The organism is Thiocystis violascens DSM 198 (assembly GCF_000227745.2).
GTDB classification, from domain to species: Bacteria; Pseudomonadota; Gammaproteobacteria; order Chromatiales; family Chromatiaceae; genus Chromatium; species Chromatium violascens.
The window spans coordinates 2215934-2228838 of the sequence record NC_018012.1; the positions used below are offsets into that span (position 1 = coordinate 2215934).

Below are 12905 nucleotides of genomic sequence, written 5' to 3' on the forward strand. Positions count from 1 at the left end.
CCGATTTGTTGTATCTTGCCCGCCATGAACGCACATTTCTCTGAATTCCTACTCCCCGACGCACTCCTGCGCGGTCTCGCCAGCGAAGGCTACGAGACCCCCACACCGGTGCAGTCCCAGGTCATTCCGCTCGCGATGGACGGCGCGGATCTGCTGGTCTCCGCCGCCACCGGCTCGGGCAAGACGGCGGCCTTTCTGCTGCCGATCATGCAGCGCTTTTTGGCGGTCCCCGCGCACGCCGGCGGCACCCGCGCGCTGATCCTGCTGCCGACCCGCGAACTGGCGCGTCAGATCTATATCCATTTCATGCGTCTGGGCAGTTTCACGCGGCTGACCGCCGGGGTGATCACCGGCGGCGAGTCCAAGGCCCATCAGATCGCCACCTTGCGCAAAAACCCGGAGATTCTGGTCGCGACGCCGGGCCGGATGCTGGAACTGCTGCAAAGCGGTCAGGCGGATCTGCGCGATCTGGAGATTCTGGTGCTCGACGAGGCGGATCGGATGCTGGACATGGGCTTCGCCGATGACGTGCTGGCGATCCTCGGTCACTGTCGCCCGAACCGTCAGTCGCTGCTGTTTTCGGCGACCCTGCATCATCGGGGTCTGAAAGACATCACCGACCGACTGCTGCGCGACCCTCAGGTGCTGGCGATCAATCCGGTGCGCGAGCAGCATCCCGATATCGCCCATCAACTCCTGCTGAGCGATGGCCTGGAACATAAACAGCGTCAGACGCTCTGGCTGCTGCAACACGAAACCTTCGAGAAGGCGCTGGTGTTCACTAACACCCGCGATGGCGCGGTCGCGCTCGGCAATTTTCTGATGGGCCAGCAGCAGCGGGTGGCGGTGCTGCATGGCGAACTGGATCAGCGCGAGCGCAACCGCGTCATGGGCCTGCTGCACAGCGGGCGGGTGAACATCCTGATCGCCACCGATCTGGCCGCGCGCGGCCTGGACGTACCGGGCGTGCAGCGGGTGATTAATTTCGATCTGCCACGCTCGGGGGACGATTATCTGCACCGCACCGGGCGCACCGGGCGCGCGGGGGAACAGGGCGTCGCCCTGTCGCTGGTCGGCAAGAGCGAATGGAATCGCATGGAAAGCATCGTACGTTATCTCAACCTGACCGCCGAGACGCGCGCCATCGAGGGTCTGAAGGCCAAATTCCAGGGACCGACCAAACGCAAAGGCCCCGGCAAGCCGACGCCGGCCATGCGCAAGGCCAGGGCGGCCGCCGAAAAACCGGAAGCGCCCAAGGTCAAGGAGCGGCTGCGCGATCGCAAGAACATCGGCAAGCGGCGCGTGCCGACCAGCGCCCATGGCGTCGAGGCCGGCCATGCGCCGCTCGCCAAGCGACCAGGCGATCCGACGAAAACGGGTGGTTGATTTTCGTTCTTTGCGCCTTCGCGATTCAAACGGCTGGATTCAGGCCGATGGCTTGTCGGCCACCGTCAGCACATAGTCGAGCCCGCGATAAACCGTGCGCGCGTCAAGTTTGAGCGCCAGCGCGATCGGCAGACGGGTCGACGGATGCAAACGCGCGACTGCCTCGGGGTGACGGCGCAGGTACTCATGCAAGGGCGCATAGACCCGCTCGCGGATGGACTCTACCCGCACGTTCTCGAATCCAGCGGCCCTGAGCTTCGCCACATACTCGGGGAGCGGATAGACATTGCCCGCCGGGATCGCGAATTTGCGCGCGACCTGCCGCCAGGACCAGAGTTGCGCCAATCGCGCCCGCCAGCCGGATTCGGTCGGCATGGGGATGATGTCGGCCAGCACCAGCCGCCCGCCGGGGCGCAAAACCCGCATCGCCTCCTGGAAAAAGCGTTCGCGGGTCTCGAAATGAAAGGCGCATTCCAGCGCCACCACCTTATCGACCGAGGCGTCTTCCAGCGGCATCGCGGTGGCCGACCCCAACCGCAGATCGATACGATCCTCCAGACCGGCCTCGCGAACCCGTCGGCGCGCCACCTCCACCTGAGAGGCGGTGACATTCAAGCCGACGATGCCGTCCGGACGATAGGCATCGAGCCAGAACAGATCCTGATCGGCGAACCCGAACCCGACATCGAGCACCCGGTCCCCCGGCCCCATCCCGGCACTGTCCGCCACCAGCGCCGCCAGCGCCTGACAGGCGTCGTCGAGCGAGCGGCCGTCCGCCAGGGCGCCTTCGTTCCAGTACCCAAGATTGAGATAAAAGGCGTTCTCGGTCGCCACGTCGGTCCCCAGCAGATCGTAAACCTCGGTCACCTTCAGACGCTGGAAGGGATTGTAGAGCCAGTTGAAATAGCCGAGGCGGTCGCGCGACGCGCCGGTCGTTGGAATGGATGTCGACATGAGTGCGATCCGGGTCAGAGTTCGGCGGGCGATTCCACCGGCGGTTCGCGGTACGTCCCGCGGCGGCGATAGAGCAGTGGCCGCGCGCCCGGTTTCCTGGCGGCGAGCATTGCGGATAGATCCGTCTCGTCCGACGGAATTGCAAGGACCAACCGGTACGGACGACAGTCCTGTTGCGCCTGTCGCGATCAGGTGTCGCGTCGCCGACGGCGCGGACGATCCGCGTTTCGGGCAGTGCCGCCAAGCCTACCGCCCCGCATACAACCGATTGATCAGATTGATCAGGGTGTAATGTCCGGCCTGATTGACGGCCAGTTCTTCTTGTGCCTGCACCAGATGGAGCAGCAGCACCAGCGCTGCGCTTTCGGCCAGGGCGACCAGCGTGGTGTTGAAACTCACGCCCAGCGCGCGGGCGATCTCGCCGAGCGGCTGGCCTGGAATTGCAGGATGCACAGGTCAATCAGTCCGGGCAGAAACCCCTGCTCGCCATCGTGACGCTGGGCGACACGGGCGCGGATCGGCGGCAGGTCATGCGCCTGGAGGACGACTTCATACGCCTGCGGCAGCAGTCCTTCCGCGAGCATGGCGCGCTCGCGGACCGCGCTGCGCCAGCGGCAGAAGCTCTCGCCCAGGCCGATGAAGAGGATCAGGTGCGTGAGATTCTGGATCGTGAAGGGATAGAGAAAGGGATAATTCGACGGCGGGATCGCGTGATGATCGAGCCACAGCACGGCGGCTGGACTGCCCGCCGGTAGAACCAGCGTGAGCAGGGCGACGAACATCCCGGCCAGCGCGATCGCGACGAGGAAGATCCGCGCGCGTCGAGGCCGCTCCCACAGGATTTCACGAAGCACGCTCATCGACCGCACTCCGGACAAGGCGCGTCGGCGGATTTCACGCTGCCGCAGACGCAGCGGATCAGTTGCCGCCCCCGCACCCAGGGTTGAACGGCGTCCACGCCGGGCAGAAACGGCGCCACGCGGTCGGGAAACCGGCGACCGAATGCCTCCAGCAGATCGCGGATTTCCAAGGTGACCGCGCCGAACCGCGCGCGATCCAGTGGCGAGACCAGTTCCTGTCGGATCTTGCGCGCGAGACCGTCGGCGCCGATCAGAAAGGTGCCGTTGGTGCTCTTGCAATCGGTCAGCAGCAACGTGCCGGGGGCGGAGACGCTCAATTCGGCATGGCGCGCGCTCACCGAGTCGTCCGCGAGCGGGACATCGCAGTGCGCATCCCGCCCGATGGTGAACTTGTGTGGCGGTGCGTTCATGTCGTCTCCGGCGCGGGCACGCCCGGTTGATCCTCGGCGGGCGGCGGAAGGGGGCGCGTCACCGACGACGGCACATCCTCGGGCGGCCGATCCCACCATCCCGACAGACCGAACCAGGCGGCGGCGCCAAGCGTCAGCAGCAGAACCGCCGACAGGACCGCGACCCGAACGCCACGCGACGGACGGCTCGTCAACGACGCCATCGACGATGTCTCACGGGACGCCTCGCAGGCCAGCACCGCGACCGTGGCGTTGTCCTGATGCGTCAGCGCCCGTTCTCGCAGCGCGGCGATCAAGGTCTCGGCGGCGTGTTGCGGAGCGGCGGCCAGTGGGCGTTTCAGCGCGTCGCGCGACAGCACGCCATCGACCCCGTCGCTGCACAACAGCAGGCGGTCGCCCGGTTGCAGGGTCAGGGGCCGACAACTGGCGTCCACCAGCGGAATCTCGGCCAGTCCCAGAAAGCTGGTCAGCGCGTCGCGGTCGGGATGGCTCGCGAGATCATCCGCGTCCAGCGTCCCGGCGACGACTTGCGGCCAGAGTTCGTTGGCGAGGGTGTGATCCTCGGTACAGGGCGTGAGCGAACCGTCGGCGGCGCGATAGCGATACAACCGGCTGTCGCCGACGCCGATCCAGAAGAGTTGTGCGTCGCGCACCGCCGCCGCGACCAGCGTGGTGCCGACCTGTCCCACGCCCGCCGTTGTCTCGGCCAGTGCGTAAACCGCCCGATTCGCCGCCCGCAATGCAAGCGCCAGCGCCTCGGGAACCGGCGTGGCGGGCGGCTGGGCGGCATAAGTCTCCAGCATCGTTTTGACCGCCAGTTGACTCGCCGCGCGCCCCTCGCGCAGACCGCCCATGCCATCGGCCAGAACCACCAGCACCCCGCCCGGCGGATTGGCGCCCTGGGCCGAACACCCGGCAAAGCCGAAGGCGTCCTGTTGCTCCGGGCGCGTGCCGATCCATTGGGCATTGCCCGGCTGCAAGGTCAGCCTACTCAACGCCCGCTCCCGCCGAGACGCAGCTCGGTCTGACCGACGCGCAGCACATCGCCGTCGCGCACCGGATGCGGCGCGGACAACGGCACGCCGTTGAGCCAGGTCTGATTGGTGGAACCGAGATCCTCAAGGATCGCCTGCCGGCCCTGCAGGCTCAAACGCGCATGCTGCGTCGACACCTCATCGTCCTCGGCCAGCCTCAGCGAGCAGGCCCCGGCGCGCCCGATCAGCGCCGCCGGGTTCAGGACGAGTCGCACCGTCTCGCCCCGCCGCGCGCCGTTCATGAATGTCAGGATCAATGCTGGGCCGGTGGCGGGCGATTGTTGCGCCGGCTCGGGCCGGGCAGAGGATGTGGGAGCGAGATTGTCGATGGGCAAGACGTTCGGCGCCAGGGTCTTGGGAGCGACGGCGGGGATGTCGTTCGTGTCTGGCGCGACGCGACGACGCCGCCGGAACAGCCAGCCGCCAAAGAGCGCGACGACCAGCACGCCCGCCAGACCCGGCCACCAAGACGCCAACAGCCCGGCGAGCACGCGGGCGGGATCGGCGGGCGCTGCCGCGACGGGGTCAGGCGCGGTCGGCGGCTCCTCGCTGGCCGCCGCGTCTGGCGGGATCGCTGGCGTCGGCGCAACCGGAACCGGCGCGACCGGCGCTGGCATCACGACTGGATACAGCCGCACGTCCACTCCATCGTTCAGCGTCAGACCGGCCTGGGTCAGACCGATGCGCAGACGATAGCGGTTGCCATCGGCCACACAGCTCGCACAGCGCACCTCGATCCGCTCGACCGTCCGAATCCGCTCGCGCATCGTCGCATAGGCCGCGCCCGGATCCGTCGCGCCCGCGTCGCTGAACATCCCGCCCGAGCGTCGCGCGAAACGTCCCAGCGCCGCCAGCCCCAACTCCCGCGCCGCGCGCTCGCGCACCCGGCTTAAGCCGATGGCATAGATCGGCACCGCGCCCTCGGCGACTTGGGTCTCGACCTCTTCCGCCGTCATCCCGCCCGGCGCATCGTCAATGCCATCGCTCAGGATCACTAGCGCGCGCCGGGAGGGCAGACCCTCCCCCTGTTGACGCCCGAGCGCCAAACCCTGTGCCAGCGCCTGATGCAGCGCGGTCCGCAGGTCCATCGGGGCCAGGGTTGCGATGGCGGCGATCAGCGCGGCACGGTCGGCGGTCGGTGCAACCGCGGTGCGCACATTCTCCCCGAAGGTCAGGAGCGCTGCCCGATCCGGCTCGCCGAGCGCCGCGATCCAGTCTCGCAGGGCCTGTTGGATCCGCGCGAACTGGGCCGCATCGAGCGAGCGCGAAACATCCACCAGAAAGACATAGAGCACCCCTTCGCCGGTCGCGGCAAAGGGCGTGACGGAGGTCACCTCCGCCACCTGGGTTCCCAGGGTCGCGTGCAGTTGTCCGGCCTCGATACCGCTGACCGGCTCGCCCGACTCGTCGCGGATCGCGACATAGGCGGTGACCGCCGTGCCCTCGGCCAGTGCCTGCGAAATAGCGATCGCCGCTGGCGGGCCGGCGTGGACGGCCAACGTGGCGCCCAGAACGGCGGACAGGGCGAGTAACCGCCAGGGTAACCAAGACATCACATCGTGCTCCTGCTGGTGTGCGGGGTTAGGCTGGTTCCGGGGCTTCAGGTGATTTCCTAAAAACAACCGACCCACGGAGAGGCTGTTAATCTTGAAAAATCCTGTGAATCCTGCCCATTTAATGCCTTGATTCCGTTAGAAACTTTCCCGGAAACCGCCTTCAGCGCGAGTCGTCGACGGTCGCGCGTTCCCGCGCCTGCCCGATCGCCTTGAGTTCCGCTCGCAGTTCCTTTTCACGTTGCTCCAGTTGGCTGATCGCCTCTTCCATGGAGCCGATTTGGTCGGCTCCCTGCCGCATCGCCAGGGCGGCGGCTTCCGGGTCTCGCGCGCGTTGCTGTCGGCTCAAACGGAGCGCCGTTCGTGCGTCCTCCTGATCCAGCGCGTTTTGCCTGAGCCGCTCGCGGAGTTCTTCTTGACGCTGATTCCGTTGGCTTGCCGCCTCGTCCGGGGCGGTTGCGCGCTCCTCCTTTCGCACGGTCGGCACCTCCACCGTGCGCGACTCGACCGCACGTTGCAGCGGGCTCCAGGGAAACGCCGCCCCTGGATCCTGCTTGCGCTTGATCCGCTGGCCCTCACAGGTCAGGGACGAAGTATCCAGTTCCGCGTGCGATTTGACGCTGGAAAACCGCAATCCATGCCGATCCAGAATCCCCCGCAAGACGCTGGCAAGCGCCGCGATCTGCGCGTCCGGAAACGGATCCAGACCGTCCCCATCGTTGACGAGTTCGATGCCGATCGAATCCGCATTCCGACCGCGCACATGATGAGCCACCCGCGACTCCGGCACCATGCTCACCACGCTGCCGTCCCGGCCGATCACATAATGGATGCTGATCGTGCCCTGATGGCGCAGAAAGTGCGCCACGATGCCGTCCAGGGTACCGCCGCGAAAACGGCGGGCAGGATCGCAATCCGGCCCGCCCGTCGCGTGAATCACCACCTGCCGGACCGGTTCCGCCCGCGGCGGTCCCGAGACCGGCACCTCACACGGCGCCGCCTCGGCCTGGATGGCGGCGGTCATGAGCAGAAAGAGTGCGTAAGGAGGAATCCGCATGTTCCGGGATCATGATGGCTCTACGGCACCTTGGCGAGTGCCTTCAGTTGTATCAGCAACGCGGGAATCTCCACCGTTGCAGCCACCCAGAGAACTCCGCATCCACGTCGAAATAGGCATGTATCAGGCGATTGCGCATCCCAACGATGGCCTTCCAGGGAATGCCCCAAGCAACGCTTCGGGTTTCATCCGACACCTGACTGGCTGCTTCGCCGATGATCTCGACGGCACGCACCAGCGCAAACAGCAGCATCCGGTCGGTGTCCAGTTCCGATCGTTGGCGTCCGGCGACAAACCGCCGCGCCTCTTCCGCCGCCTCGATCCTATGACGCAGATGGACGCGATCATGAGCGAGCATATTGCACCTCGGCCGTGCGCAATACCTCGTCCCGGAAATAGCGCGACAAATCGCCCGCCGTGCGCAGATCGACCTCTCGGCCACCCAGCATCTCCGATAATTCGATTTCCATGCCGGCAATTCCCAGCAAGCCCGGAACCTGTTGCGGCTCGAATTCAACCAACAGATCAAGGTCTCTATCCGGTCGCGCCGCGCCCTTCAAGTGCGAGCCGAACAGCGACAAACGGCGAATGCGATGCCGTTTGCAGAAGTCAGCGAGGGTGTCTTCATCGAGATTCAAGGCAGCGTGCATCACCGGCTCTCTTGATGATTGGTTGTTGCAATCTGGCTCCCACAACGATCGACCTATCGCATGGCCGCCCGCGCCGCCTCCGCCAGAAAGCCGGAGCGCGTCGCCCCGTGCGCCTTCGCGTCGTCGTCGATCTTCGCCAGCAACAAGCGCGGCAAGGTGATATTGAGCTTTTCGGCCGGTCCGAAATAACGCTCGACCGGCACCTCGACCACGGCCCAAACCCAACCCGCGAAATCGGGATTCGCCTGATGTTCCGCCAAAGTCTTCGGAATTGGCAGATCGCCGCCGTCTTCAATGACGGTCTCGCACCAGAAGATCGATCGCCTCCCGCGCCTGATCGACCGCCTCATCCAGCGTGTCGCCAGCCGAGAAGCAGCCGGGCAGATCCGGCACCACCACACCGAAAGCCGTCGTCGATGTGCCGGGTTCAATGGCCATGATGAATTTCATGCGTTCCTACCGGGTTAGCCGGGTTAGCCGGGTTAGCCGGGTAGTACCTCATTCCTCATTAAGTTGCGGATATAGGCGTTTGAGCTTGATGCGTGCATTGTCGGTCGTGAACTGCCAGTCGACAACAGCCCCGGAAGCATTGCGGCGATCCTCCCAAGCCTTGGCCTCGCTGCGCAGGGTGTCGATGTTGTCGATGCGCCGATCGAGACACTGCTTGGTGAAGACGCTGAGCTCGATCTCGGCGATGTCGAGCCAGCTGCCGTGTTTGGGGGTGTAGTGGATCTCCAGGCGGTCCAAGAGTCGACGCGCCTCCTGCGGCGGAAAGGCTTTGTACAGCGACGCCGGCGCATGGGTGTTGAGATTGTCCCAAACCAGAACGACCTTTTCAGCCTTAGGGTAATCGACGTCCAGCAGCTCCTTGAGCTCATTGGCGAGATCAAGCGCGGTCTTGGTGGCGCGGACGCTGACCTTGCGCCAGCCAGCCAGTGGCTCGACGATCATGAAGTTGTTGGCGGTGCCGATGCGTTCGTATTCGTAGTCGTAGCGTTGTGCTTGGCCGGGTTGCAGCGGAATCGGCGTGCGGGTTTCGCCGATCAGCTGTGTCGGCTGCTCGTCGAGGCAGATCACCGGGCGCTGCGGATCATCGGGACGGCGATAGACCTCCAGAACGTCTTCCATGCAGGCCACGAACTCGGCATTGTGCTCGGGCGGAATCACCCAGCACGTGCGCAGGTGCGGTTTCAGAACGTTTTTTTGAGCGTACGCATGACGGTTTGCGGCGAGATCGTCTCCACGACCTGCAACTCGACGAGGCTTTCGGCCAAGAGCGTGAGGGTCCAGCGTGCCTGTCCTTCAGGCGGTGCGGAGCAGGCGAGGCGCACCAGTTGTGCCTCGCCGTCCCCGTCCAGAAGTCGTTCACGCGGCGGGTGCTCGCGCTTCTTGCGCTCCAGCGCCGCCTCCAAGCCGGCCTCGACAAAGCGTTGTCGGATGCTGAAGACCGTGCGCGCGCTGCAGTCGAAGGCGTCTGCGGCTTGCGCATCGCTCCAACCGGGCCCACCGGCATCGAGCTTGAGCAGGACGTTCGCATGTTTGATCTTTCGGGCCGCTGCCTTGCCTTTGCCGATCACCTCCGTCAGTGCCGTTCGCTCCTCCTCGGTGAGCCGCACAACATACTTGACCATAGGGAGTCTCTCTTGATAACCAGCCTTAAGAAATACTCCTACGATCATATCTGCGCAAGATTAAGCGGAAAGAGGTAGTAGTATCATTCGGCGCATCGAAAAACCGCCGCGTTCCGGGAAGCAACGTGGCGGTTCGATCGGCCAATCCGTTTGTCCAAGCGGCATCCATGCCGTTTGAGAGGGTGAAAGATACGCGATGCGTCCCCGGCTTGCCGGCTACCCGGCTAAGCTGCGCTCGCCAACGTCATGTGAATTTCCAGCGTCTCGAACGGCACTTGAAGCCTGCCGTCATCCCCTCGCTCAATCAAGCCAAGCTCGACCAAACGCCGGCTATCCGACTGCACACTGGACTCGCTGCGCCTGATTGCCTGCGCCAGCGCCTCGACGCGGCATGGTCCGAGACGCGCCAGCGCATTGAGCAGATCCAGGCGCACTGGCGTGATGTCAGAAAATAATGTGTGTGCTGACTCAAAGCTGAGAACATAGTCTGCGTTGCCGCCCGCCGCCAGATCGGCCAGGGCCGCATCGAATACCCTGCCTGCATGCGCAATCTCGATAATCGCCTTCATTTGATCCACCTCGACACATCCGCCCGGAAGTCCGCGATCAGACGCTCCGGGGTCGTAAAATCATAGGGTTCTTCACAATCGCCAAGGTGTCGGTGATCCCCCTTGCCACGTTCATTGTCATCGCGCACCACGCAAACGCCATCGATCACATAGGCAAGCCGGTATTTAAAGCGATGTTGGCAAGGGGGAACCGGCTCGGGCGTCTCCCAGATCACGAGATGCACTCGGCTACCGTCGTCACGACGTTCACAACGATTCGTGAGTGGCTTGGCTTTCATGCCTTGAATCTTAACGGTGGATTTCCGGCATGCAACCGATTTGTTTCACGGCCAGTCGCCATCTGAGCCAAAGTAGGGTATGCACCGCATACCATTCGGCGTATCGAAAAAACCGCCTCGTTTCATCACGAAGCGGGGCGGTGAGGTGTTGGCAACCAGCGTTTGTGCGGTTGGTCAGCCGAAGAAGGTACTACCTGGCTACCTGGCCAGGGCAATCGCATCAAGCGCTGCTAACATTAGCGGGTACCGATGTATCAGCGTCGCCCTTCCTCTGAGGCGACTCGAAGAGCAATTTCGACAGGTAGGACTCGTCCCAACCGGCTTTCAAGCGTTTGTTCTGGATGCCGAGCTTGGTGCCGTCATTCTTGAGGCGCGAGAGGGCGAGGTGACGCAGGACGGCAAGATTCTCGCGCGCCACCGGATCGCGGACACGGCACTCATCCTCACGAAAGGCGATATCGAGATTCCAATGCAACCCGTTTTCGATGCCCCAGTGACCGCGTACTGCGTGGGCAAAGCGCGCGGCGCTGGTGCCGACGCTGCCAATGAAATAGCGGGTCTCGACCGAGACCTTGCCGGCGACCTCACGGCGCGATTCAACCATGCCGATCATGTTCATTGCCTCCCACGAGGCGCTGTGCGGCACGCCGGAAAGATCGCCCAAGGTTTGGTAGCGACGGGTTTCGAGACGACCATGCCCTCGCTCGACGGTTTCGAGGAATGCCGAATCGACACCGGCGTAGCCTCTGGCGTCGGCGTCGATGAACGCCTCCTCGACCTCGGCGGCCAGCGTTTCCTGGTTGCCTTTGAGCGCGAGCACATAGTCCCCTCCCTGGTGGATGATCTGCGCGGCAATCTTGGTCTGGCAGCCCATGGCGTCGATGGTGACGATGCAGCCCTCCAGCTTCAGCCACTCCAGCAGACGTGGAATGGCCGTGATCTCATTGGATTTGGCGTCGGTGGCGACCTGTCCGAGCACCACCCGATTGGCCGTCGCCCAGGCACTGACCAGGTGCAACGCCGCCAAGCCCTTGCCGCGGCTGTGGGAGCGGCGCAGGGTCTTGCCATCGACGGCAATGATCTCTTCGGGGATCAGTTCGGCCACCGACGCGCTCCATTGGCGAAAGCAGGCGGCAAACTGTGCGGGATCGATGAGCGCAAACACCCGCCCGAAGGTGTCGTGCGACGGAATGCCCGCGGGCAGTTTCAGAAACGTGCGCAGCCACGCCTCCTTGGCCTGTCCGAACGTCTCGACACCCACCCAACCGTCGGCGCCACTGAAGGACGCCGCGATGGTGATCACGATCATCTCACTTAAGAGGTGCCGTCGTTGGATCGCGCTGCGCGGCTCGTCCAGCGGGGCAAAATGGTGCGCAATCGATCGCTCCACACTCAAGTCGCACATCGGCGAGATCTCCCCAAGATTCTAAAGACTCAAATCATTGGGGCCGCAGTACGGATTGTCTAACAGTATGCGCTAATGCGTTGATGCGATTGCCCTGGCTACCTGGCTGTTTCGTCGCGATTCAGACCGATGGAGCCATCTATTTTTTCTTAAATAAAATTGACCTATATAAATAAGCTTTAGCAACATTGTCAAGCGTCGGCATCAATTGATAGGAAGAAATCCCATAGTCGAACAAGATCCTTAACATATTATCTGCCTCGGCTGCGGGAAGTAAAAATTTCTTGAGTGATCCTTTTAATTCCTTTGCTTGTTCTACAACATCCTCTATCGAAGGCCATTTTTCATTTTTTGAAAAATAAGTGTTAGCTTCCGGCAAATGCGTAAAGACGCCCTGCTGCACAAGAAGAAAATTATTTCTATGTCGCGGCGCATTAACCTTCACTATTTGATTTGACTTAGAGAAATGGCGCGTGTCAAGGCAAAATACAGCTATATATTCTGATTTCATTCGATCCTTTTCCGGCGTTATGCTTGACGCTTCCAGCGCCGCAAAAAAACAAGCAATTAACGGTGATTCTGTCCAGTCAAGAAGACGAGTTGGCACTCCATGATGCTGTGCCAAGGCCATCTCTTCCAGTGCTTCATTGTTTGGAAAATCTTCTATCAAGCTACAATCATTATTAGCTAGAACGCTATTTGTTATTTTATGGCGACCTTCGATTTTTGAATAATTAATTGGCGTCTCAATTCCAAGTTTGTCTGCCGTTTCTAAGAATATAAAAACTGATCTAAGTTCCGCATGCATATGAGTCCCAAGCCGTATCATCGTTTTGTCATGCACAGAAGGTAGCTGGGGAGCAAAATCCTCTAATCGAACATTTTCTCGAAACACAGCAGGCGTCAGCTTCCATTTCGCGTCTGCTTGTCCTCTGAAAATATAACCGTTTCTGCCAGTTCCATTTGCTTCCCAAATAAGGTTGGTGCGGAAAAATTTATTGTTCTGAAAAAACCATACCAATTCATCTGCCGTACTAAATTTCTGCTCGTACCAAGGTGCCATATAACACTTCCGTTAATGGTTTTACTTTTTGTTACCTGCAAAATTTTCTGGCAGA

The 12905-nt window shown here is 62.5% G+C and carries 17 protein-coding genes; 1 reads left to right on the plus strand and 16 read right to left on the minus strand.

Translation table 11 applies throughout. The features are described from left to right. Positions 1-24 precede the first annotated feature (24 nt). Positions 25-1386, plus strand: coding sequence for a DEAD/DEAH box helicase (locus THIVI_RS09800; protein WP_014778444.1), 1362 nt, complete (start codon positions 25-27; stop codon positions 1384-1386). Between the two features lie 39 nt (positions 1387-1425). Here the strand turns inward: THIVI_RS09800 and THIVI_RS09805 are convergent, their stop codons facing one another. The 16 genes from THIVI_RS09805 to THIVI_RS23635 form a co-directional block, all read right to left on the minus strand. Beyond that, positions 1426-2340 carry a methyltransferase domain-containing protein gene (locus THIVI_RS09805; protein ID WP_014778445.1) on the minus strand — a complete coding sequence of 305 codons (915 nt, stop codon included), beginning with the start codon at positions 2338-2340 and terminating at the stop codon, positions 1426-1428. A gap of 246 nt (positions 2341-2586) precedes the next feature. Next, positions 2587-2739 (minus strand): hypothetical protein, encoded by a 153-nt coding sequence (locus THIVI_RS25700; protein WP_245537418.1) that lies wholly within the window; start codon positions 2737-2739, stop codon positions 2587-2589. Beyond that, the gene (locus tag THIVI_RS09810; protein ID WP_014778448.1) at positions 2736-3200 is read right to left on the minus strand and encodes a hypothetical protein; all 465 of its coding nucleotides are present in this window, start codon (positions 3198-3200) and stop codon (positions 2736-2738) included. The genes THIVI_RS25700 and THIVI_RS09810 overlap by 4 nt, the downstream gene beginning before the upstream one ends. Continuing rightward, a complete protein-coding gene (locus THIVI_RS09815) occupies positions 3197-3610 on the minus strand; it encodes an FHA domain-containing protein (protein WP_014778449.1) in 414 nt (137 codons plus the stop codon). The genes THIVI_RS09810 and THIVI_RS09815 overlap by 4 nt, the downstream gene beginning before the upstream one ends. Beyond that, positions 3607-4605, minus strand: coding sequence for a PP2C family protein-serine/threonine phosphatase (locus tag THIVI_RS09820; protein WP_014778450.1), 999 nt, complete (start codon positions 4603-4605; stop codon positions 3607-3609). The genes THIVI_RS09815 and THIVI_RS09820 overlap by 4 nt, the downstream gene beginning before the upstream one ends. Then, positions 4602-6197 (minus strand): FHA domain-containing protein, encoded by a 1596-nt coding sequence (locus THIVI_RS22725; protein WP_014778451.1) that lies wholly within the window; start codon positions 6195-6197, stop codon positions 4602-4604. The genes THIVI_RS09820 and THIVI_RS22725 overlap by 4 nt, the downstream gene beginning before the upstream one ends. A gap of 163 nt (positions 6198-6360) precedes the next feature. Beyond that, complete coding sequence (locus THIVI_RS22730; RefSeq protein ID WP_014778452.1) at positions 6361-7254, minus strand: N-acetylmuramoyl-L-alanine amidase; 894 nt, start codon at positions 7252-7254, stop codon at positions 6361-6363. A 52-nt stretch (positions 7255-7306) separates the two neighbouring features. Beyond that, positions 7307-7612: a HepT-like ribonuclease domain-containing protein gene (locus tag THIVI_RS09835; protein WP_014778453.1), complete on the minus strand. Its 306-nt coding sequence runs from the start codon at positions 7610-7612 to the stop codon at positions 7307-7309. Next, positions 7599-7949, minus strand: a complete 351-nt coding sequence (locus THIVI_RS09840; protein ID WP_245537419.1) for a nucleotidyltransferase family protein — start codon at positions 7947-7949, stop codon at positions 7599-7601. Before THIVI_RS09840 ends, THIVI_RS09835 begins: the two co-directional genes overlap by 14 nt. An 8-nt stretch (positions 7950-7957) precedes the next feature. Further along, entirely contained in the window at positions 7958-8164 is a 207-nt protein-coding gene (locus THIVI_RS22735; RefSeq protein ID WP_041446929.1) for a type II toxin-antitoxin system HicB family antitoxin, read from the minus strand. Between the two features lie 31 nt (positions 8165-8195). Then, complete coding sequence (locus tag THIVI_RS25320) at positions 8196-8342, minus strand: type II toxin-antitoxin system HicB family antitoxin (RefSeq protein ID WP_217160979.1); 147 nt, start codon at positions 8340-8342, stop codon at positions 8196-8198. Between the two features lie 60 nt (positions 8343-8402). Then, positions 8403-9535, minus strand: a protein-coding gene (locus tag THIVI_RS23630) for an IS630 family transposase (protein ID WP_086013615.1) whose coding sequence is annotated in 2 segments (ribosomal slippage) — positions 8403-9100 and positions 9100-9535 — 1134 coding nt in all. Because the reading frame shifts where the segments join, the coding sequence is not laid out codon by codon here. Between the two features lie 224 nt (positions 9536-9759). Continuing rightward, the gene (locus THIVI_RS09865) at positions 9760-10104 is read right to left on the minus strand and encodes an HVO_A0114 family putative DNA-binding protein (protein ID WP_014778456.1); all 345 of its coding nucleotides are present in this window, start codon (positions 10102-10104) and stop codon (positions 9760-9762) included. Beyond that, the gene (locus THIVI_RS09870; RefSeq protein ID WP_014778457.1) at positions 10101-10382 is read right to left on the minus strand and encodes a toxin-antitoxin system TumE family protein; all 282 of its coding nucleotides are present in this window, start codon (positions 10380-10382) and stop codon (positions 10101-10103) included. Before THIVI_RS09870 ends, THIVI_RS09865 begins: the two co-directional genes overlap by 4 nt. Before the next feature lie 220 nt (positions 10383-10602). Further along, a complete protein-coding gene (locus THIVI_RS09875; protein ID WP_014778458.1) occupies positions 10603-11787 on the minus strand; it encodes an ISAs1 family transposase in 1185 nt (394 codons plus the stop codon). 139 nt (positions 11788-11926) lie between these two features. Continuing rightward, positions 11927-12850, minus strand: coding sequence for an FRG domain-containing protein (locus THIVI_RS23635; RefSeq protein ID WP_014778459.1), 924 nt, complete (start codon positions 12848-12850; stop codon positions 11927-11929). Between the last annotated feature and the right edge of the window lie 55 nt (positions 12851-12905).

Bases quoted from the DNA above. Each gene is read 5' to 3' on its own strand.
- THIVI_RS09800 (WP_014778444.1), top strand. From the start codon at position 25: ATGAACGCACATTTCTCTGAATTCCTACTCCCCGACGCACTCCTGCGC.
- THIVI_RS09805 (WP_014778445.1), bottom strand. From the start codon at position 2,340: ATGTCGACATCCATTCCAACGACCGGCGCGTCGCGCGACCGCCTCGGC.
- THIVI_RS09810 (WP_014778448.1), bottom strand. From the start codon at position 3,200: ATGAGCGTGCTTCGTGAAATCCTGTGGGAGCGGCCTCGACGCGCGCGG.
- THIVI_RS09815 (WP_014778449.1), bottom strand. From the start codon at position 3,610: ATGAACGCACCGCCACACAAGTTCACCATCGGGCGGGATGCGCACTGC.
- THIVI_RS22725 (WP_014778451.1), bottom strand. From the start codon at position 6,197: ATGTCTTGGTTACCCTGGCGGTTACTCGCCCTGTCCGCCGTTCTGGGC.
- THIVI_RS22730 (WP_014778452.1), bottom strand. From the start codon at position 7,254: ATGCGGATTCCTCCTTACGCACTCTTTCTGCTCATGACCGCCGCCATC.
- THIVI_RS09835 (WP_014778453.1), bottom strand. From the start codon at position 7,612: ATGCTCGCTCATGATCGCGTCCATCTGCGTCATAGGATCGAGGCGGCG.
- THIVI_RS25320 (WP_217160979.1), bottom strand. From the start codon at position 8,342: ATGGCCATTGAACCCGGCACATCGACGACGGCTTTCGGTGTGGTGGTG.
- THIVI_RS09865 (WP_014778456.1), bottom strand. From the start codon at position 10,104: ATGAAGGCGATTATCGAGATTGCGCATGCAGGCAGGGTATTCGATGCG.
- THIVI_RS09870 (WP_014778457.1), bottom strand. From the start codon at position 10,382: ATGAAAGCCAAGCCACTCACGAATCGTTGTGAACGTCGTGACGACGGT.
- THIVI_RS09875 (WP_014778458.1), bottom strand. From the start codon at position 11,787: ATGTGCGACTTGAGTGTGGAGCGATCGATTGCGCACCATTTTGCCCCG.
- THIVI_RS23635 (WP_014778459.1), bottom strand. From the start codon at position 12,850: ATGGCACCTTGGTACGAGCAGAAATTTAGTACGGCAGATGAATTGGTA.